The 19,873-nt window shown below is 45.9% G+C and carries 19 protein-coding genes; 16 read left to right on the top strand and 3 right to left on the bottom strand.

The window, feature by feature from the left end; all coding sequences use genetic code 11:
* Positions 1–138: 138 nt before the first annotated feature.
* Positions 139–1,164 carry an AraC family transcriptional regulator gene (locus KJS52_RS16280; RefSeq protein WP_213517186.1) on the bottom strand — a complete coding sequence of 342 codons (1,026 nt, stop codon included), beginning with the start codon at positions 1,162–1,164 and terminating at the stop codon, positions 139–141.
* A 114-nt stretch (positions 1,165–1,278) separates the two neighbouring features.
* On the opposite strand from KJS52_RS16280, the gene KJS52_RS16275 reads away from it, so the two are divergent.
* On the top strand, positions 1,279–1,860 hold the full coding sequence (locus tag KJS52_RS16275; protein WP_213517184.1) for an NAD(P)H-dependent oxidoreductase: 582 nt from the start codon (positions 1,279–1,281) through the stop codon (positions 1,858–1,860).
* Positions 1,861–1,988: 128 nt separating this feature from the next.
* Here the strand turns inward: KJS52_RS16275 and KJS52_RS16270 are convergent, their stop codons facing one another.
* Entirely contained in the window at positions 1,989–3,365 is a 1,377-nt protein-coding gene (locus KJS52_RS16270; RefSeq protein ID WP_213517182.1) for a DUF5808 domain-containing protein, read from the bottom strand.
* 9 nt (positions 3,366–3,374) lie between these two features.
* Positions 3,375–3,776, bottom strand: a complete 402-nt coding sequence (locus KJS52_RS16265; RefSeq protein WP_213517180.1) for a GntR family transcriptional regulator — start codon at positions 3,774–3,776, stop codon at positions 3,375–3,377.
* 139 nt (positions 3,777–3,915) lie between these two features.
* Between KJS52_RS16265 and KJS52_RS16260 the strand changes: the two genes are divergently transcribed.
* The 15 genes from KJS52_RS16260 (at position 3,916) to KJS52_RS16190 (ending at position 19,849) form a co-directional block, all read left to right on the top strand.
* Positions 3,916–4,398 (top strand): GyrI-like domain-containing protein, encoded by a 483-nt coding sequence (locus tag KJS52_RS16260; protein ID WP_213517179.1) that lies wholly within the window; start codon positions 3,916–3,918, stop codon positions 4,396–4,398.
* Between the two features lie 81 nt (positions 4,399–4,479).
* On the top strand, positions 4,480–4,767 hold the full coding sequence (locus KJS52_RS16255; protein ID WP_213517177.1) for a hypothetical protein: 288 nt from the start codon (positions 4,480–4,482) through the stop codon (positions 4,765–4,767).
* On the top strand, positions 4,768–4,929 hold the full coding sequence (locus KJS52_RS16250; protein WP_213517175.1) for a hypothetical protein: 162 nt from the start codon (positions 4,768–4,770) through the stop codon (positions 4,927–4,929).
* Positions 4,930–5,163: 234 nt separating this feature from the next.
* A complete protein-coding gene (locus tag KJS52_RS16245) occupies positions 5,164–6,930 on the top strand; it encodes a sensor histidine kinase (RefSeq protein WP_213517173.1) in 1,767 nt (588 codons plus the stop codon).
* Positions 6,927–7,688 carry a response regulator gene (locus KJS52_RS16240; protein WP_213517171.1) on the top strand — a complete coding sequence of 254 codons (762 nt, stop codon included), beginning with the start codon at positions 6,927–6,929 and terminating at the stop codon, positions 7,686–7,688. The genes KJS52_RS16245 and KJS52_RS16240 overlap by 4 nt, the downstream gene beginning before the upstream one ends.
* A 616-nt stretch (positions 7,689–8,304) precedes the next feature.
* The gene (locus tag KJS52_RS16235; RefSeq protein WP_213517170.1) at positions 8,305–9,654 is read left to right on the top strand and encodes an extracellular solute-binding protein; all 1,350 of its coding nucleotides are present in this window, start codon (positions 8,305–8,307) and stop codon (positions 9,652–9,654) included.
* Between the two features lie 80 nt (positions 9,655–9,734).
* Positions 9,735–10,613: a carbohydrate ABC transporter permease gene (locus KJS52_RS16230; RefSeq protein WP_213517168.1), complete on the top strand. Its 879-nt coding sequence runs from the start codon at positions 9,735–9,737 to the stop codon at positions 10,611–10,613.
* Between the two features lie 15 nt (positions 10,614–10,628).
* On the top strand, positions 10,629–11,495 hold the full coding sequence (locus KJS52_RS16225; RefSeq protein WP_213517166.1) for a carbohydrate ABC transporter permease: 867 nt from the start codon (positions 10,629–10,631) through the stop codon (positions 11,493–11,495).
* A 180-nt stretch (positions 11,496–11,675) separates the two neighbouring features.
* A complete protein-coding gene (locus KJS52_RS16220) occupies positions 11,676–12,347 on the top strand; it encodes an SGNH/GDSL hydrolase family protein (protein ID WP_213517164.1) in 672 nt (223 codons plus the stop codon).
* 706 nt (positions 12,348–13,053) lie between these two features.
* A complete protein-coding gene (locus KJS52_RS16215; protein WP_213517162.1) occupies positions 13,054–13,269 on the top strand; it encodes a hypothetical protein in 216 nt (71 codons plus the stop codon).
* Positions 13,270–13,412: 143 nt separating this feature from the next.
* A complete protein-coding gene (locus tag KJS52_RS16210) occupies positions 13,413–14,069 on the top strand; it encodes a response regulator transcription factor (protein WP_213517160.1) in 657 nt (218 codons plus the stop codon).
* Between the two features lie 2 nt (positions 14,070–14,071).
* Positions 14,072–15,508 (top strand): sensor histidine kinase, encoded by a 1,437-nt coding sequence (locus KJS52_RS16205; protein ID WP_213517158.1) that lies wholly within the window; start codon positions 14,072–14,074, stop codon positions 15,506–15,508.
* Positions 15,505–16,284, top strand: coding sequence for a hypothetical protein (locus tag KJS52_RS16200; RefSeq protein ID WP_213517156.1), 780 nt, complete (start codon positions 15,505–15,507; stop codon positions 16,282–16,284). Before KJS52_RS16205 ends, KJS52_RS16200 begins: the two co-directional genes overlap by 4 nt.
* A 179-nt stretch (positions 16,285–16,463) precedes the next feature.
* Positions 16,464–18,242 (top strand): sensor histidine kinase, encoded by a 1,779-nt coding sequence (locus KJS52_RS16195; protein WP_246563654.1) that lies wholly within the window; start codon positions 16,464–16,466, stop codon positions 18,240–18,242.
* Positions 18,242–19,849 (top strand): response regulator, encoded by a 1,608-nt coding sequence (locus KJS52_RS16190; protein ID WP_213517154.1) that lies wholly within the window; start codon positions 18,242–18,244, stop codon positions 19,847–19,849. The genes KJS52_RS16195 and KJS52_RS16190 overlap by 1 nt, the downstream gene beginning before the upstream one ends.
* Positions 19,850–19,873: the final 24 nt, after the last annotated feature.

The raw sequence follows: 19,873 nt of genomic DNA, 5'->3' as shown, positions 1-19,873 counted from the left end.
GCAAAAGGGCAATAGGAAGCAGCTTCGAGCTAACCTATTGCCCTTACTTAATGCCCTTACTTATTGATCAACCTCTCAACCGAAGCTCCATAACAAAGCTAAATGTCCGCCGCAAGCCTCTGCTCTACTTGGCCAAATCTACTCAGCCAAATCATAAACAGATGATTGCAGCGTCAAGCGATACTGCCCCGGAGTTTTGCCCGTCCAACGCTTGAACGCATTTTGAAATGAGCTTGGCTCCGCAAAATGCAACAAATAGGCAATTTGGCTAATCGAGCATTCATCCTGCTTCAAAAGGCTGATCGCCAACTCCTTTTTCACTTGATTGGCAAGCTGGATAAAGGTGGTCTGCTCCTCTGCCAGCTTTTGCTGCAATCTTCGCTCGCTCATATAAAAAGCTTCTGCTGTCTGTTTCAAGGTAGGAAAGCTGTTCGGCATGCATTGATGCATCCATTCGATCACTCGGTCTGAAAACTGCTTGCCTTGCAAGAGCCGTTTCATTGCGGCTTGTGCCATTTCCTCAAATGCTTGCAGCATATAGTGGTCGGCATACATAACCTCGCAGTTAAGGATATCCTTATCGAAGCGCAGCTCCGTATACCGCTGAGCGAATTGCGGGGCCAAACCGAACGCTTCGATGTAAGGACCAATGCTGCCTGGCTGCTCATAGGTGAAGCTGACCTGTCTTAGCGGCAGCGGCTGCATCGCCAGCGCTTTTATAATACGAGACAAGCCTACTGCCATCTCATCCATACAATGCCTGGACAGATGGAGAGCTTCCTCCTCAATAAAACGAATAACGAGCTGCTCCTCTTCGATGGTGATTATAGTATGCACACAGTCCATCAAAATTTGGTAATAGCGAAGATAGGCTTGCAGCGCATCACCAACCGTTTTGCTATGGGAAATCACATAGCCCAAAATCCCCAAATCGGCAAATTCCATCAGCATCCCTTGGCTTAAGCCAAAGTAATCATCGCCTGTATGTTGTGCTGCCGCCTCGATCAATTGCTTCAATTGTTCAGTTTCGATTCGATTATCTGCATGCTGCAAACGCCGCGGATCAAAGCCTGCCGCCTGGAAAATTGGCTCGGTGTTGTATCCTTTCTGCACAATCGTTTTAATAACAGGATATACCAATGTGATCGATAAGCTATTCGTCATCTAGTGCATCCCTACCTTTGCATAAATAGTCAATCATTTTGCGTGTTTGAACATAGGGCCGCAATCCATTTTCCAGTATGCTTGTAGTAGCTTTTAACAAGGAGGAATAATGGAATGAGCTCAAATATTTTAGTCGTAAACGGACACCCGAACCCGGAAAGCTTTTGCGCTGCCTTGGCCGCTTCCTATATACAAGGGGCAGCAGATCATGCTGCGGCGGTGCAAATGATTGATTTAAGCCAACTGCAATTTGATCCTGTGCTAAAATACGGGTATCGCAAGTCTATGGATTTAGAGGAGGACCTGCAGCAAGCGCAAAAGCTTATTAGCTGGGCTGATCATATCGTGTTTATTTATCCGAACTGGTGGGGCTCTATGCCGGCTATATTGAAAGGATTTTTTGATCGTACCTTTATGCCGGGCTTTGCATTTAAGTACCGCAAAAACTCCGCTTACTGGGATAAGCTGCTGAGCGGCAAATCGGCTCATCTCATCATTACATCCGATACACCAGGCTGGTATGAGCTGCTTGTGAACAGGCGGGCGGGACAGAAAGTAATGATTCGCAATATATTAAAATTTTGCGGCATTTCCACCAAAAAAGTTACCCAGCTATCTCCTGTTAGAGGCTCCAGCGAGCAGCAGCGCCAGAAGTGGCTAGCTCAAGTATATCAATTTGGAGCGAAGCGTGTATAGGCGATATGCTGAACACTTTAAAGCTGCTTAGCCTGCTCGAACCAGTCAATTTAATAAATTGCGACACAGCAAGCAGCCCCCGCCGTCCAAGAGCCAGGACAGTCGGGGGCTTGTCATATCGAGACAGGTCAGCGCATAGCGTTCTGCAGCTGCTCAAACAGCGCTTTAGTTGCCTCAGGATCAGCATCGTTGTAATACACAACTTGATCGGCCAGCTTAAGCCGGATATATGGCGGATTGTTCTTAAACACATACAGCCGCGCTTTGCCGATATCCTTCAAGCGGAAATGTCCGCGCGCATAGCTGCTGACGGCCTCCCCGTTGGTTTTGACGCCGGAAGGAACGCTGTCGACCAGCTCCGCTTCTTCAATCTCTTCAATCGCAAATGAGAAGGAGTACATCGGGTAGTCAATCATGACTTGAGCATCGCTCGAAATCGTCAAGCTTGGAGCTGTAAGCTCTGAGCGAATGAGCATGAACGACACTCCGAACACAACAACGACAAGCAAGCCTACAGCTCCACCCATAATGATCTTGCCGGCTATCGTACCTGTATTGATCGTTTCGCCAATGCCGACTCGCTTCGGCACCATAATGCTTTTGTCATAAGGATTGTGATAGGTAAACCCATTTGCCCAATATTCATCATCGTCGCTGTAAATCGGCTTGCCCTCCAGCTCCAGCATTTCACGCTGCATCGCGTTCACTCGCCGATACACAATAATAATCATCGCGGCAGGCAGAAGTGTGAAGCCAATCGTTATCCCCAGCCAAAGGTTTGCCATCTGCTCATTTTCGTTAAGCAGCTGTTGGGCAATTAAGTAAAAGTGAACATTTTCAACAAGAGCCAGAGTGAAGAACAAATAAGAGAGGGAGCGACGCTTCAGTTGATTCAAGGCAATATTGACCTCGGAATGCTCGCTATATACGGTGGCCTTGCTGCGCAGCATAAGCATAACCGCGCCAAGCATCAGCAGCGTTATCACCATTGCACAGACGCCAATGCCATACAGCTGCTTATCTGCGGAACCAGCCCAAATCGTCAGCAGCACCGATAGTGCCAGCGGCAGCACGAACAGCGCTGGCGATGCCGCGCGTTTATTTTTCAATTGAGCTGCTCGCAAATCGGCGTGTATGACGCGCTTTTCCCCAACAAACCACTCCTCGTGCCGCTTTAGTGCCAGCGTAGCGCGAAACGCTTTGCGAAACGGAAATACGACGACAACAATTGAAATCGTAATCCATAGCAAATAATAGATGATTTGTAGCGCGGCCCATTGATTCATCGCGAACAAAGGAAGATAAGCAATCAGGATGCCGATCCAGGTTGCCTTGAATTGCTTACGATAAGTCGCTTGAATGCTTTGCAGCTCCGAGTGCTCCAGCACATGCGGCGGCAGCGTTACTGCAAACAGCATACCGTTCTTATATTTGGCCACTGAGCGATATGTAAGCAAAAGTGTAATAAAAACAATAATCGCAGGAATCGTTAATACGATCAGCATACCATCACCTCATGCTTTCTGGATATTCATTCTCGAGTAAATGCGCGCGCACAGATTGTAAAAGGTATCTGCGGCTACGCCCTGCAGCGATGCCTCCGCGATCATAAGCTCGAGCTTTTGCTCCAGCTGGTCAGCGGCTTCCTCATCGATTGCAGCCTTGCCAGGATGTGCGTGTACCTTTGCGCCATGCCGACGATCGATCACAATATAATGCTCCTGCTTTAACAAAGCGTATGCCTTATTGACGGTCATCGTATTAATGCCAAGCTCCTCCGCCAGCTGTCGCACTGTAGGCAGCTTTTCTTGCGGCTGCAGCTTGCCAGTCGCAATACCAAGCACAATCTGATTGCGCAATTGCTCATATAACGGAATATCACTATCGAGCTTTAACGAAATAAGCGTCGTGCTCACACTCCTTCTAGTAAACTAAGTATTATATATCGTAATCCAAATCATGTAAATATCCCGTTTGGGATATTTACATGATTTGGATTAGAATGTAATCTTTTGTGTAATGATTGTATGTACAGCGCCAAAAGGAGGCTGATCAATGAATACAGCAACAACGATTGAACAGGGCAAGACGCTTAGATACGAAAAGGTTGCATCATTCAGAGGCAAATTAACTGCTTCTGAAATTAATGATGCGCTTCAGCATTTTGTACGGAAACTACAAGAGAGTGGGGCCCAAAAAGCCGGACCAATGATATCAGCTACGCACAGTGTTGAAATTGTAAATGGAGAACAGATGCTAGATATTGAGTTTCTTGTGGCGATTGATAGAGTTATTGAGCTTAACTCGCCTTATAAGTTTAAAGATGTATTTCAGTTGGTGAATGCGCTGTATACGAGGTATGTTGGTGATCCGAATAAGATAGAAGATGCCTATAATGAATTATTTACATATATTTTACGGCATGAGTTGCAGCAAATTACGTCTGTATACAATGTAAATGTTAATGACGATAAAATTCAATATGGTGAATCTCCTTTTTTTGATCTGTATATTTCAATAAATCCAAACAACATCTAAGTTTTCTTTATATTGAATAGATGTTATAGGATAATAGCCATAACATCTTTCAAAATATATTAAATCAAAGGAGAATTTAAAATGGAAATGAGTCTAAATTCTAAATTTGCAACGCTTGACCTTGAGGAGTTGTATACTCTTACTGGTGGTTGGGATTGGGGTAAAGCTGCTTATGGAGCATTAGTTGGAGCAGTATCTGGTGCAGCAGGAGGTGCAGTATCTGGCGCTGTTACTGGGGCCTTTATCGGAAGTTCGTTTCTAGGTGCAGGCGCGGTGCCAGGAGCAGTCGGTGGAGCGATTGTTGGTTTCGTAGGTGGTTTTGCCGGTGGAGCTGTAAGTGGATTTATTGCTGGTGGTCTCACAAGATAAATGAAAAATAAACTAACCTATTTTATTCTTGTTGTAGCTTTGGTTGGTGTGGTTTCCGGGATTCTATCAGTAAAGCTTGGTCTTATGCAAGGCTTGGTTATTACTGTTTTAATATCAATTATTATTGGAACGATAACCGGGATATATTTGAAAAATAAATAATAAAGCGAAAAGACGTCACTCGTTCACGTATTTCCGAATGAGCTGCCGTCTTTTTTAATTTGTCCACCTATCCTGCAGATTATATAGAAGTTTCTTTTATTTCTTTAGATGGTACAAGTTTACGGTTGTGCTTTGCGTGATTTTTGATTACATTTTATGGTAGGCGCTGCAAGCGCTTTAATAAGGCGCAGCAGCTGGAATGCAATTCATTTTGCTCAGAAATGAGGAATGGCAATGCGAAGCTGGATGAAGCTGAATACGTTTCGCAAGCAAATGTTTGTCGTCTATACAAGCATGATGCTCTTTATTCTACTAACGGTCGGCATTTATATTAATGTGCAGGTCAGCCGCTTGCTGCAAACCAATGCTGAGAAGCATATGGAAAATACAGCGGTGCAGTCGATTGCCAATGTCGAGCTGCTAATGAAGCAAATCGATACCTTTTCTTCGCAGGTGGCAACGAATGCGATGGTGCAGTCGCTGCTGCAGGACAGCTACAACGGCAAGCAGGCGAGCTTTGATCAGCTGCAGCTGCTGCAGCAGGAGGTTCGCAAGCTGGAGGCGTACCAGCAGGGCATTAAAGCAATCGAAATTTACACCCTCGGTCATGAAAGCTATTTGCCAATTAGCAATGAGCGACTCGATGAGCGCTATGTGCAGCAGTGGATTGAGCTCACCGATCAGGCAGCGGGCCGCTTGGTATGGACCAGCTACAACGACAAATTTCCTAACAGCATCGTAACGATGCGCAACATTCGACTCATGAACCAATCATTTCAGCATGTCGGCTATTTAGTTGTGCATGTCGATCTCTCGCTGTTCGATTTATCGCTGCTGACCGATACGGGGCAGGAGCAAGCCGACTATATGTGGCTGACGGATCAGCAAGGCCATGTCATTTTCACAAATGCTGGCGATTCGCTAGCGCTGCCTGAAGCTACAGGGGCTATGGACGTCGTCGACATTCGTAATCAGGACTATTTTAATGTGAAACGCAGCATACCGCTTGCTGGCTGGGAGCTGAGCATTTTAACACCAGTCACCAAAGCAACAGAAGGGCTGGCGCTGCTTCGTTCAACGATCATCATTTTTTTGTTTGTCAGCAGCGTGCTTTTCTTAATATTAAGCTATTTTATCGCAGAACGAATTAGCCGCCCGATTTTGAAGCTGATCAGGGCCATGCGAGGTGCGCGATTAGGCGGGCTAAAGCATATTGATGCCAGCAGTCAGACGATCGAAATCGCCGAGCTGAACAACACCTATAACCAAATGGTAGATTCGCTGCAAGCACTCATTCAGGTTGTATATGAGAAGGAAATTTTGCAAAGCAAGACCGAGCTTAAAGCGCTGCAGGCACAAATTAATCCGCATTTTCTGTTTAATACGCTGGAGGCATTCTACTGGGAGCTGGAGGAGAAAGGGCAAAGCGAGCTTGCCGAGGTCATTGTGGCGATGAGCGGAGTGTTCCGCTATGTGATCACGAAGCAGGACAGTGATCAATGGGTGACGGTTGGCGATGAGCTGGAGCATGCCGAGCGTTATTTGCTCATTATGAAAATGCGGCTGATGGAGCGCTTTGAGTGGCAAATCATTTGCCAGGAGTCGCTTAAACAGGTGCCGATTCCGAAGCTGATGATCCAGCCGATTATTGAAAATGCGATCGAGCATGGCATTGAGCGCAACCTGAACCCTGGTCGACTGACGATTCTTGTAAGACGGGCTGATGAAGCGCCGCAGCTTGTCATTTCAGTTATCGATAACGGACCAGGCTTTACAAGCGAGCAGCTCCATAAATTAACGCATGAGCTGGCGCAGGATGCAGCTCCTGTCGCTCATCAGCAGGACAAGGACAAGCATCTAGGGATGGGACTAAAAAACACCAATCAGCGCTTGAAGCTATATTACGGCAGCAGCCATCAAGGGCTGTTTATTAAAAGCTCGCAGCAGGAAACCGAGGTTGGCTTTCATATTCCTGCGCAAATAAGGGAGGAAATGGTATGATTCAGCTATTAATTGCCGACGATGAGCCGCGGACAAGGGAAGGGATCAAGCGCGTGCTGGAGGGGTGGCTGACGGGCAGCTACCACATTTACCTTGCCGACAACGGTCTGGCGGCACTTGAGCTACTGCAGAAGCAAGCGATTGATGTGCTTATTTCCGATATTCGCATGCCTGGCCTGACGGGCTTGGAGCTCGTAGAAAGAGTAAGCAGCTTAAAGCGAAAGCCGCACTGTATTTTTATATCCGGCTATTCCGAATTTGCCTATGCACAAAAGGCGATTCAATTTGAAGCGATTGATTATTTGCTAAAGCCGCTGGAGAAAAAATCAATTATAGCGGCCGTACAGCGGGCGCTGGAGCGCAGAGAAGAAAAGCTGCAGCAGGATCGGCTAATGAAGGTTGCCGACGTACAGCTGCTGGAGCTGGAGCAGGAAACAGGACATGCGGATATTAACAAGGCCATGCAATATGTTCGCGAGCATCTTGGTGAAGCCATTTCAGCGAAGCAGCTGGCTGAGATGCTGCATATGAACGCGAATTACTTTAGCCAGCTATTTAAGGAGCAGACGGGCATCAGCTTTTCCGATTATGTGACGCGCCAACGGCTGCAGCTTGCCAAGCGGCTGCTGCTAACAACCGGCTTGTCGATCCAGCAAATCGCCGAACAGGTCGGTTATCAGACAGATCGCTATTTTATTCGCGTCTTTCGTGCGCATGAGCAGCTAAGCCCCGCCCAATATCGCAAGCAGCAAACCTGATTTAATAGAGCACTCAACCCAACCGCCATCTCGTGTGGCTACGGTAGCGGGTAGCGCGACATATTCGCCGTCGAATCCACTACGAAGCATTACATCGTCATCAAAGTCGAGCTTTTGAAACTACCCTTATCAATGAGGTTTAAAAAGCTTGGCTTTCAGGACCAAGAAGATGGCGCGATACTAGGACGTGTCTGAAAACCCGCTCAGGGGTCTCTTTCACCGCCTTTTCGCCCCCTGCTTCGTTCCGTTTGCTTGACGTACGCCCGGTACGCCTTCACAATCGCGCCTTGCATGGAACGAAAATTCGGCAAAATTGGCTGTCCTCGGAGTTCTCAGACACGCCCTAGAAGGCGAGGGGCGCAGCGTAGGCAAAAAGCTACGTGAGCACCTACAATGTTTCCGCAGGAAACATACTTCGGAAGCATAACCTTTTCGGTAGCGTGACATATTCGCCGTCGAATCCACTACGAAGCATTACATCGTCATCAAAGTCGAGCTTTTGAAACTACCTCTAATAAAAGTGGAGTTTTTCCTAATGGCTGTATCCTTACCCAATACAATAATCCCTAATAAAATAAAACTGTAAACGATTTCAAGAAAAGGGGAGATCATTCACATGAAGACACAAAAAATGATAGTTTTGCTCTTTTTGATCCTAACGGTAGTGCTGGCAGGCTGCAGCAGCTCGAACGGAGGCAGCAATGGCTCTGCAGAAGGCAATAATCAGAATGAAAGCAACTCAGCAAATCCAGACCCGACGAGCGCTGATGAAAAGGTTACGATTAATTTTATGCATTTGTGGCCTGAAGGCGTATCCACTGCGCAAAACAAAGTGGTCAATGACATCATTAAGCAGTACCAGGACGAGCATCCGAATGTAACGATCAAGCTGGAGGTGCTGGACAACGAGCAGTATAAAAACAAGCTGAAAGTTTTATCCACCTCCAATACACTGCCTGATGTAGGGGTAACGTGGGCAGCAGGCTTCCTGCAGCCGTATGTGGAAGGCGGCTTGTTCGCTTCGCTGGACGATTTGCTTGGCAACGGCTTGGGCGATCAGTTTGTAGCAGGTACGACGGACGCATTTCAGGTAGACGGCAGCACGTATGGTGTTCCGCTTGAATTCAACATTGCGCCGATCTACTACAACAAGGAAATTTTTGCTAACCACAATCTTGAAGTGCCAACGACATATGATGAGTTCCTTAACGTTGTGCAGACGCTTGTTGATAACGGCGTAACGCCAATCGCGCTTGGCAACAAGGATCGCTGGACTGGTTCACTCTGGTATATGTACCTGGCGGATCGCATCGCAGGCCAGGAGGTATTCTCCAACGCATTGGCAGGCAAGGACACGTACATGCAGGACAGCTTGCTGCAAGCAGCTGGCGAGGTGCAGAACCTGGTTAATCTGAACGCATTTAACAAAGGCTTCAACGGTCTGTCCAATGATGAAGGCAAGGCTGATTTCTATAATGAAGCAGCAGCGATGTATTTGATGGGTACATGGGAGCTGGCTAACTTTACAGCTAATGAGGAAATTCCGCAGGAGTTCAAGGATAAGGTAGGCTTCTTTAAATTCCCTGTCGTCAGCGGCGGCAAAGGCGATGCGAACAGCTGGGTCGGCGGCCCTGGCGTCGGATTGTTCGTAGCGGAAAACTCGCCAGTGAAGGAACAGGCGAAGCAATTTGTAGCTTACTTCGTTGAAAAATGGGGTGAAAAAGCAGTAACCGATGCAGGCGTCATTCCTGCTACAAAGGTCGATACAAGCAGCGTTGAGCTGGCTGATTTGTATGTCGAATTGTTCAATGAAATGAATAATGCAACCAGCATTACGCTATATGCAGACGTGCAGCTGGAAGCGGAAGCAGCCGAGGTTCACTTGAATCAAATTCAAGCACTGTTTGGCAATGCTGCCACTCCTGAGCAATTTTCCGAGGCACATGAGCAAGCGATTAAAAAATAGTTGAACGATTACAGGGCTGTTCTAAAATCCAAATTTGCTGGAGCTTTAGAGCAGCCTTCTTGCTGGGAGGGATTCGCACCATGAACAAGATGATGTCCAACAAATGGATTATTGCGCTGTATATGCTGCCAGCACTGCTGCTGTTGGCTCTAATCATTTACATTCCGATTGTGCTGACTGGTTACTATGGGTTGAACGACTGGAACGGCATTAAGGCAATGACGTTTGTCGGCCTTGAAAACTATAAGGAGCTGATTGGCGACAAGGCGTTTTGGAGCAGTGCGCTGCATTCCTTGCTGCTTGCCTTGTTTTCCTGCTTGAGCCTGATTCTTTATTTGGCGGTTTCATTAGTGCTGGCTTCCAAAATTAAAGGGGCTAATACGCTGCGCAAAATATATTTGATTCCGATGCTGCTATCCTCAGTTGCAATCGCACAGCTGTGGTTGAAAATTTATCATCCGTCCAACGGCTTGATTAACATTTTTTTGGAAAAGCTTGGCGTCGTCAATACGCCAGAGTGGCTGGCCAACACCGATATTGTGCTGTTTGCAATCTTTTTGCCGATTTTGTGGCAGTACGCGGGCTTTTACATTTTGATCTATTATGCAGCCTTAAAGGGCGTGCCAAAGGAAGTAGAGGAAGCAGCAACAATCGATGGCGCAACAGCATGGCAAATCGCTTATCGGATAAAAGTTCCGCTCATTACCGAGGTGCTTAAGGTGACGCTGGTGCTTGCGATGGTCGGCTCGCTTAAATATTTCGATCTCATTTATGTCATGACAGGCGGCGGCCCGAATGGCGCGAGCGAGGTTATGGCGTCGTACATGTATCGGATTGCCTTCAAATCCTTTGACTTCGGCTATGCGAGCGCGGTCAGCTTCTTCCTGCTGCTCATTTGCTTAGTTGTGACTTGGCTCATTCGAGCGCTAACCGCCTCCAAAGAGCAAATCCAATATTGATAGGAGAGAAGTGCGATGCAAGGCTTACCTTTACGTTCTACAGCAGGCAGCTCGCCAATCGGAGCAGCCGGCAGAGCTGTACTTTATATCGTGCTGTTCATCATTGCAGTTGTCCAGCTCTTCCCGATCTATTGGCTGCTAACCTTTTCGTTGAAGAGCAATCAGCAGATCTTCAGCTCGCATCCGTTGTCTTTTCCGCTTCAACCGAAATGGGAAAACTATGAGAAGGTTTGGAGCGCCGGCAATATCGGCACTTACTTTCTGAACAGCTTATGGATAACGGTGGTGGCTACTCTATTAACCGTTGTAATCGCGTCCTTCGCTACGTATGCGATTACGCGCATGAACTGGAAGCTGAGCAAGCTGGCGTTGGGGATGATAATGGTCGCGATGATGATTCCGGTCCATTCCACCTTGATTCCGCTGTACAGCATGTTTAACTTCGCTCACTTAATCGACCATCCGCTGTCGATCATAATATCGTATATTGCCTTCAACCTGCCGATAACGGTGCTTATTATGCTCGGCTTCTATTATACGATCCCTAGAGAAATAGAAGAAGCGGCAGTTATGGACGGCAGCTCCATTCATCGACTGGTGCTGACGATCATTTTCCCGATGACCGGTACAGTGGTGGCGACTACCGGGATCGTCAATATGATTTATAACTGGAACGAGTTTATATTCGTAAATACGTTTATTAGCTCAAATGAACTAAAAACCTTAACGGTCGGCGTGCAAAACTTCATCGGTCAATACACAACCGATTGGGGTGCAATTGGCGCGACACTCATGATCAGCATCCTGCCAATTCTAATAGCCTTTATCTTTTTAAGCGATCGAATTGTAGAAGGCCTGGCTGCCGGCTCCATAAAAGGCTAGCCTATTTAGCGGTACCCAATTTTACTGAAGGGACTACCCAACAGATACTTCAGCGAAGGATGCATTGCTCCGGAGCGCCGACTAGCCTCAGTAGACAATTCGATTTGAATATAGTTGAATGATAGGAGGCAGAGCTGTTGCGCTGCCTCTATTTCGTCTATTGAAAAGGAATTGAGCTAAATGGAAAATCAAATAATCAAGCACTCTTCAGTTATTTTATTTCAAGGCGATTCCATTACCGATGGCAATCGCGATCGCGGCAGCGATTTGAATCATATTTTAGGGCATGGCTATGTTTATATGATTGCAGGCAAGCTGGGCAGCAAATATGCCGAGTACCATCCGCAGTTCATCAATCGCGGCATTAGCGGCAATCGTGTCTCCGATCTATACGCGCGCTGGAACGAGGATGCGATTAGCTTGCAGCCTGATCTGATCAGTATTTTAGCAGGTGTAAACGATGCATGGCATATTGTGCATCAGCATGCAGGAGGCGCAACTGACCGCTTTGAGCGCACCTACCGCCATTTGCTGGCTGAGACAAAGGAAGTGCTGCCGCAAACGAAGCTGGTGCTGTGCGAGCCGTTTATATTAGAGACGGAGGCAACGCGGGACAACTTTGCGCAATGGCGCGAATTGATTAGTGATTATCAAGTAAAGACACGGCAGCTTGCCGAGCAGTTCGACGCCTTATTTGTGCCGCTGCAGGATGTATTTGATGAAGCAGCCAAGCGTACACATGCAGAAGCATGGCTATGGGACGGCATTCACCCGACGGCGGCGGGGCATTATCTGCTAGCAAAGAGATGGCTAAAAACAGTTATAGAGGTGGGTTCAAAAACTGGACTTTGATGACGATGCGCTGCGTTGTAGCATAGTCGACGGCGAATCTTGAACGCTAGCGAAAATTCCGGTGCTCACGTAGTTTTTTGCCTACGCTGCGCTCCTCATTTTCTACTAGCGTCCAAGCTTCTTGGTCCTGAAAGTCCAGTTTTGAACCTTTCATTGGAAGAGGAAGTTTAAAAAGCTGGACTTTGATGACGATGCGCTGCGTTGTAGCGTATTCGACGGCGAATATGTCACGCTACCGAAGGCTGCGGTGCTCACGTAGCAATTTGCCTACGCTGCGCTCCTCGCCTTCTAGTATCGCGCCATCTTCTTGGTCCTGAAAGCCCAGCTTTTTAAACCTCGATCGGAAGAGGTGGGTTCAAAAGCTGGACTTTGATGACGATGTGCTGCGTTGTAGCATAGTCGACGGCGAATCTTGAACGCTAGCGAAAAGGTTATGCTTCCGAGGTATGTTTCCTGCGGAAACATTGTAGGTGCTCACGTAGCTTGTGTCGCAGCTAGCGCTCCTCGCTTTCTACTATCGTCCAAGCTTCTTGGCCTTGCACTCAAAAAAAAGCTACAGCGGAGGAGCAAAGCATCCGAAAAACGCAGTGTGTCGCCTATAACATCGTAATGCAACCTTAAAAAATTCAAATAAGGAGCATTACGATTTAAAAAGCGACTGGAGGATGTTTTTGCTCCGGAGCGCTGAAAGCTTGCTGAATTCAATTTGACTGCCGATAGTCGGATCTACATTTGCTATTATAAAATTGACTACTTCCTCGATTCCATTAAGGGGGAGCATAAGCGCTATGAGAAAATATCGTATGATGATTTTATAGCGCAAAATAGTGAATTGCATGGCAGCGGCAATAAGCATGTTAATGTATGGAGTGCAGATGGCAGCAATATTGACAACATCGTCATCATAGAATGGATAGAGTAAATGCCATCATTTACGCATATGAAAGCCTCGAGTTCCGCTTGCCAGACAGTGTGGAAATCGAGGCTTTTTTCGCATTAATTCACTTTTAACAGGGCAGCATGTATAATGTTTTTAATCGTAAATGGTCAGGAGTGCGGAATGCTTTGAATAAAAAAATATTAATTGTTGAAGACGATATTAATATTTCAAAAATCATTAAAATGAATCTTAACATCGTAAACTATGACACTACAGAAGTGTATAACGGGCGGGATGCTTATGAATTGCTTCAGCGAGAAAGGTTCGATTTAATTTTGCTGGATGTGATGATTCCGGGAATCGACGGCTTTGAATTGATGAAGAAAATAGAACCACTGCGCATACCGGTTATTTTTCTGACTGCAAAAAATTCTGTTATCGACAAGGTGCACGGCTTGAAGCTGGGCGCGGAGGATTATATCGTAAAGCCATTCGAATCGCTTGAGCTGCTTGCCCGAATTGAGACGGTGCTGCGCAGATTTGGCAGAGAGGAAACGATTATGGCGTTTAAAGACGTGCAGGTGCTGCTGGACAAAAGAGAGGTGAAGCTTCATGGCAAGCCAGTAGAGCTGACGGTTAAGGAGTTTGAACTGCTTGTTGTGCTGCTTAAAAATAAAAATATTGCCCTGTCCAGAGAGCAACTGCTTGATAAAGTATGGGGAATCTCCTATTTTGGCGAGACGCGAACAGTGGACATGCATATTAAATCATTGCGCAAGAAGCTCAACCTGTACGATCATATAAAAACCGTCTACAAAATCGGCTACCGAATGGAGGATTAGGCATGAAGCTTTGGCAGAAGATTTACCTATTCTCCATCCTGCCCTTTATTATCATTTTTACATTGGCTTCCGTACTCATTATCGAACGCAATCACAGCAAGCTGCTGCAGCAGGAAATCGACACGACGCTTAGAGAAAATATGAGTATTCGTTCCACAATGGAAGCCATCGTTCCTTTTCTTAAAATCTATCGATCCCCGGACTACGAACAAACCGTATGGACGACAATCGGCAATGAATTTGTTGCCAAAAATAGCGATCATACTATGTATCTCAACATTATCGAGGAACCAAATCGAGTTGCGTACAGCAACATAGATTTTGCTATCCCGCAAAAATGGGAAGAGCTTCAGTCTCCAGCTAAAGATGAAATTTTGTCTATATTGAGCGATGTGGGAGAGCGAACGATTCTGTTCACCTCCAGCCTGGTCGATCTTAATGACAGAAAATATTCAATCCGCTATATGAAGGATGTTACTGCGGTTTATGAAGAACGGGTTGAGCAGTATCAGTTTTTCATGAAGGTTGATATTATAGCTTGTCTGCTCTATTTGATCCTTATGATTTTCATTAGTAAAGGACTGACTCGACCAATTGAAAGAATGGTTAGAACAGCCAAAGTGATTGCTCAAGGCGATATTTCGAAAAGAGTAGATGTGAACACGAAGGATGAAATCGGCAATCTGGCTGAAAACTTTAACCGAATGGTTCAGGTGGTTGAGGATAAAATTAATGAGCTTGAGCTGAACAATCTCGAAAAGCAGCGCTTTATCCATGACTTCACGCATGAGCTGAAAACCCCGCTGACCTCGATTATCGGCTATGCTAATTTTTTGCGCGTTACGAAATATCAGGAGGATGTTTTTGTAGATGGGCTGAATGTTATCCATGATGAAGCGAAACGGCTAGAATCGCTTTCCTTAAAAATGATGGACTTAATATTAATACGCGAGGACCATTTTGAGCTGAGTATGGAAAATTTGAAGGCGGTGCTTGATGAAGCTGAGCCCGTATTAACAATGAAAGCGAAAGAAAGACAAATTCAAATTGCAATAGACGCTAACGATTGCTGGATGGAGATGGACAAGGACTTGATGAAAATGCTCATCTATAACTTGGTCGATAACGCGATTAAAGCATCTGCTGAGCAGGATACTATTACGATCAAGGTATATGGCGAGGAGCAGCGCTGCGTTTTAGTGGTGGCTGATCAAGGGATTGGCATCGCGCCCGAGCATTTGGACAAAATTTTTGAACCGTTCTACGTTTCAGACAAAGCAAGATCACGACGATACAACGGCGTTGGTCTCGGGTTATCCATCTGCCAAAGCGTGGCGCGGATGCATCACGGTACGTTCGAGGTTGCCAGCGAAGAGAATGTAGGGACAACCATTAAGGTTATATTCGAGACCGGGAAACGTAATGAGGTGAAGCAATGAACATAACTAGATTAATCGCTGTCGGGCTGGTCTCCGCGCTTTTAATGTCAGGCTGCAGTGCCAGCGCCTATTACCAGCCTATTCCGAAGGATACGGTAATGGTGAAAAAAATCGCTCAGGTAACGCCCGAGCAGAAGCAGGAAAGTCCAGGAGCTTTATCGGAGGAAGTCATTCATACATTAAGCGTGAATGCGATTAATAAGTATTATAATACCAATTTTTCATTGGAGGATTTAAATATAGAAGTAAATGCGCTCGAGCTGAAGCAGATAAAGAACATGCTGTACAGCTTTAAAGGAAGAGCAGATCCGGACCCGCTCGTTCAATATAAAGAGGAGCTCGGTGATATACCTAATGGCTTATACAGTGTGTTTGCTACTAACAGCTATGACAGTCGCGATCAGTATACAATTATGCTGGACGCTGAAGATGGAGAAATTCAGGAAATTCAAACTTACGAATTCTATGAATCGAAGGTTCAACCTGGCAGCAGCCCTAATAAAGATGAGGTTATCGCCACGGCCAAGCAGCTGCTGAAGCAAATCGGCGATATTAAGCATGATGAGCTGGATCTTGAAGACCCCATGCTGATTGAAGAGGTTGCTCCCGGCATGATCATTTTCAAAAACAAGCAGACGAAGAAGCCGCAGGTTGTCCTCTCGTTTAATGCGGAAACGAAACAGCTTATCGGGTTTAGTCAAAATATTATGGTTGTACTGAGCTTTCCATATCTAGCTGATCTTTTAAATAAAATGCAAGAAGCCAAGCACCTTTAATGAACAAGGTGCTTTTTTGTGTGCAAAGCTCTCGCCATCAAATTCGGAATGTTTGGACATCCTATAAAGTCGAAACGATACAACCAATTGGTCGAGAATGGAGCTTGTCAACCGACACAGGTGAGGCTATCATAGGATAACTTATTCGCGCACCGTATTGAGACAGGAGGAAGTTAGCATTGTTCTGGATATCCAATAATCTGTTGCGAAAATTAACGTGGCGTTCAATTCGCATGAAGCTGATGGCTGGCTTATTAATGATTGTCATCCCGCTTATTGGCTTTATTATTTACTCAAATGTGTATGCAATTGAGGTTGTGCGTCAGCAGGTTGCCAACTCCAGTGAAGACTTGTTAACGTTGTACCGCGATCAGCTTGATGGACGACTGAGCGAGGTTGACAACTACTTGATCGGCTTGATGTCCGATACGGATTTATCTGATATGGCATTTATTACGGATCGCGACGAGCGTGTATTTGCAGCGACCCGCTTGAATAAGGAAATATCAAATTCGATTGTACGCTTCCCGGTTATCGACGGTATTTCCATCTATCTTCCCAAGGACGAGCAATATTTATATGCCTTTCGCGAGCGTTCAGCCTTGCACGACCGGATGTATATAAAGTCGCATATTACACAGGAGGTTGCGCACAAGCCTATTCCAGATCAGCAGATGCAGCGCAAATGGTATATTACGAAAAACGGTGATCAAGTATTTTTGGTCAGAACGTTTATTTTAAGCGACCATTCTGTCATTAGTGCCTGGATTAATGTCAGCTCGCTTCAGACGACGCTGGATTTACTGGGGCTGGAAGATACAGGAGCAGCAGTGCTTAGCGATCATGAGGGCAATCCTATCGTCAATGCTGCTTTTGTGCATGAGTATGGTGTAGCGATTAAGCTCGATGCTCCATCCTTTTACCTTACCGGGGAAAAACGCACCTTTCTTGCAATAGGAGAGCAATCGACCAGAGGAGAATTTGGACTGTTCGCGTTTATTCCAGACGAGCAAATTTTGCAGCAGCTTCCCACGTTGAAAGCAATCTCTTATTTGCTTCCGTTTGGTTCGATTATCATCCTGCTAATCGGCTTTATGTTTCTCCGGACAACCTTGCTTAAGCCAATTAATCGACTGTTGCGCACGATGAATCTGATTAGCCAAGGCAATCTGGACATGCAGATCAAGCAATATCAAACATCGGTAGAATTTCAAATTCTTAATGATACCTTTAACAATATGATAAGCGAGATTAAAGATTTGCGCATAAGTGTGTACGAGGAGCAGCTGAAGAAGCAAAAAGCAGAGCTTCAACATTTGCAGCTGCAAATTAAGCCGCATTTCTTTATTAATACATTAAATATGCTGTATACGTTAGCTCGCATGAAGGATGTAAAGAAAATAGAAGAAATTTCACTATGTCTCATCCAATATTTCCGCTATATGTTTCAAAGCAATCTGGATTTTGTCGCATTAAAGGACGAACTGCAGCATGTACGCAACTATTTGCGTATTCAGCAATTGAGGTTTCCCGATCAGATCGTGTCCAACATTCAAGTACAGGATTTTCTGCTGCGCACACCAGTTCCTCCGTTGATTATCCATACATTTGTTGAAAATGTAATCAAGCACGGCATTACGCTTGACGAGCCAGTGCGCATTGAAATTGTGATTGAGCTTATTGAGTCTCCGCAGCCCAATTTGTTTATCCAAATTCGTGACACTGGAGCGGGATTTAAACCAGGTATTATCGAGAGTCTCGAGCAAGACAAGCGAATTGTTGATGAGGAAGGCGAGCATATAGGGATTTGGAATGTGAAGCAGCGGTTGAGGCTAATGTATGGGCAGCGAGCCTCCGTTGAATTTTTTAATGCAGCTTCGCAAGGAGCAGTTGTAAATCTCACACTGCCCTTCAAGCCCGACTTGGCCAACAGCATGAATCAGGGAGGTAAAGCGTAATGATTCAAATGTTAATAGTAGATGATGAGAAGCTTCTAACAGATGCTTTGGAAGCAGACATCGAATGGGAGAAGCTAGGCATTACCGCTGTCTATAAGGCTTACAATTCTCGTCAAGCGAAGGAGATATTCGATAGTGTCGCGATTGATCTTATGTTGTGCGACATCGAGATGCCTCAAGGCAGCGGACTTGAGCTGCTGGCTTGGGTAAAGGAGCATTATCCGCGAACAGAAGCTGTATTTATGACTTGTCATGCTGATTTTAATTATGCGAAACGTGCTATGCAGCTCGGCAGCTTCGATTATTTGCTCAAGCCAGTGCTGAACGATGAGCTTTATGAAGTGGTGGCTCGCGTATTGGAGAAAATTCGACAGGAGCATGATCAGATTCAATATAGTCAAATTGGCTACTATTGGGCACGCCATCAGCCTTTAGTCGCTGAACGTTTATGGATGGATATTATCGATCAGACGGTCCCGTCGAATTTGGCGGCGATTAAAAAAGAAGCAGAGGAGCGCAACATTCCTTTCGATGAACAGCTGCGGCTGCTGCCGGTGCTGCTGTCAATTGATCGCTATCATAAGCCGCTTACTGTAAGAGATGAAAAAATTATAGAGTACGCGTTAACGAATAGCGGCGAGGAACTGTTAGGATTGCAGGGAGCAGGCTTTCTCTTCAAGCTGGAACAGCGCAAGCTGCTTGCGCTTATTCCGGTTGAGCAGGACGTATCTATACTAAGAAGTCAACTGCAAGAACGGTGCACAGCATTTATAGAATCTGCTTCTACTTATTTCTACTGCGATTTATCCATCTATATCGGTTTGGATATTTATAGTCACGAGTTAAGCAAAATGGTCAGTCAGCTGCTGGAGTGGGACAAGCGTAATGTTGCGATTCATAAAAATGTGTTTACGTGGGAAAGCCGAAACGCTGCAAGCGCAGAGCTTGCCCTGCCTGATATGAATTTGTGGGCCGTCATGCTTAAGGAAGGACGAGGAGAGCAGGTCATTGCCGAGGCGGAAGCCTTTCTTACGGGCTTCATCGGCTCGGAAGCGATGGATGCAGATAACTTGTATCGGTTCCACCATAATTTGCTTCAGACCGTATTTTATGTGCTGAAGCTCAAAGGCATTGAAGCCCATCTTTTATTTGACAACGCTGATTCGACGGAACGATTTCAGAAGGCGGCGCATTCGGTCAGCCACATGATTGATTGGGTACACTATACCGTTCGCAAAGCTATGGAATATATGGATACTGTAGAGAATTCACCATCCATTATAGAACGGGTGGAGCGATTTATTGCGCAGCATATCGACGCTGAAAAATTAACGAGGGAAGAGGTTGCGAACCATCTTTACCTTAATGCCGATTATTTGGATCGACTCCTCAAAAAAGAAGCCGGTTGTTCGGTTACGGAGCTTATTATTAGCAAAAGAATGCAGCAGGCACAGCATCTGCTTGAGCGAACGACGCTGCCAATCAGCACCATTGCTGTGCAGTCCGGCTATTCCAATCTCGCCCATTTTTCGCGCAGATTCAAAAAGTTTGCCGGTGCCAGTCCGCATGAATATCGATTGAACTACCGTGCGACGAAGCAGCAGTAAAGTCGATTCTGTGCAACTGACATG

The organism is Paenibacillus montaniterrae (assembly GCF_018403185.1).
Classification (GTDB): Bacteria; Bacillota; Bacilli; order Paenibacillales; family Paenibacillaceae; genus Pristimantibacillus; species Pristimantibacillus montaniterrae.
The sequence above is the reverse complement of the archived record's forward strand: the minus strand, read 5'-3'. Positions and strand labels throughout refer to the sequence as shown.

Excerpts from the sequence above, each read along its gene's own strand:
- KJS52_RS16250 (WP_213517175.1), top strand. The coding sequence starts at position 4,768 with ATGAAAAATAAACTAACCTATTTTATTCTTGTTGTAGCTTTGGTTGGT.
- KJS52_RS16220 (WP_213517164.1), top strand. The coding sequence starts at position 11,676 with ATGGAAAATCAAATAATCAAGCACTCTTCAGTTATTTTATTTCAAGGC.
- KJS52_RS16200 (WP_213517156.1), top strand. The coding sequence starts at position 15,505 with ATGAACATAACTAGATTAATCGCTGTCGGGCTGGTCTCCGCGCTTTTA.
- KJS52_RS16230 (WP_213517168.1), top strand. The coding sequence starts at position 9,735 with ATGAACAAGATGATGTCCAACAAATGGATTATTGCGCTGTATATGCTG.
- KJS52_RS16275 (WP_213517184.1), top strand. The coding sequence starts at position 1,279 with ATGAGCTCAAATATTTTAGTCGTAAACGGACACCCGAACCCGGAAAGC.
- KJS52_RS16190 (WP_213517154.1), top strand. The coding sequence starts at position 18,242 with ATGATTCAAATGTTAATAGTAGATGATGAGAAGCTTCTAACAGATGCT.
- KJS52_RS16245 (WP_213517173.1), top strand. The coding sequence starts at position 5,164 with ATGCGAAGCTGGATGAAGCTGAATACGTTTCGCAAGCAAATGTTTGTC.
- KJS52_RS16205 (WP_213517158.1), top strand. The coding sequence starts at position 14,072 with ATGAAGCTTTGGCAGAAGATTTACCTATTCTCCATCCTGCCCTTTATT.
- KJS52_RS16225 (WP_213517166.1), top strand. The coding sequence starts at position 10,629 with ATGCAAGGCTTACCTTTACGTTCTACAGCAGGCAGCTCGCCAATCGGA.
- KJS52_RS16240 (WP_213517171.1), top strand. The coding sequence starts at position 6,927 with ATGATTCAGCTATTAATTGCCGACGATGAGCCGCGGACAAGGGAAGGG.
- KJS52_RS16235 (WP_213517170.1), top strand. The coding sequence starts at position 8,305 with ATGAAGACACAAAAAATGATAGTTTTGCTCTTTTTGATCCTAACGGTA.
- KJS52_RS16260 (WP_213517179.1), top strand. The coding sequence starts at position 3,916 with ATGAATACAGCAACAACGATTGAACAGGGCAAGACGCTTAGATACGAA.
- KJS52_RS16280 (WP_213517186.1), bottom strand. The coding sequence starts at position 1,164 with ATGACGAATAGCTTATCGATCACATTGGTATATCCTGTTATTAAAACG.
- KJS52_RS16255 (WP_213517177.1), top strand. The coding sequence starts at position 4,480 with ATGGAAATGAGTCTAAATTCTAAATTTGCAACGCTTGACCTTGAGGAG.
- KJS52_RS16270 (WP_213517182.1), bottom strand. The coding sequence starts at position 3,365 with ATGCTGATCGTATTAACGATTCCTGCGATTATTGTTTTTATTACACTT.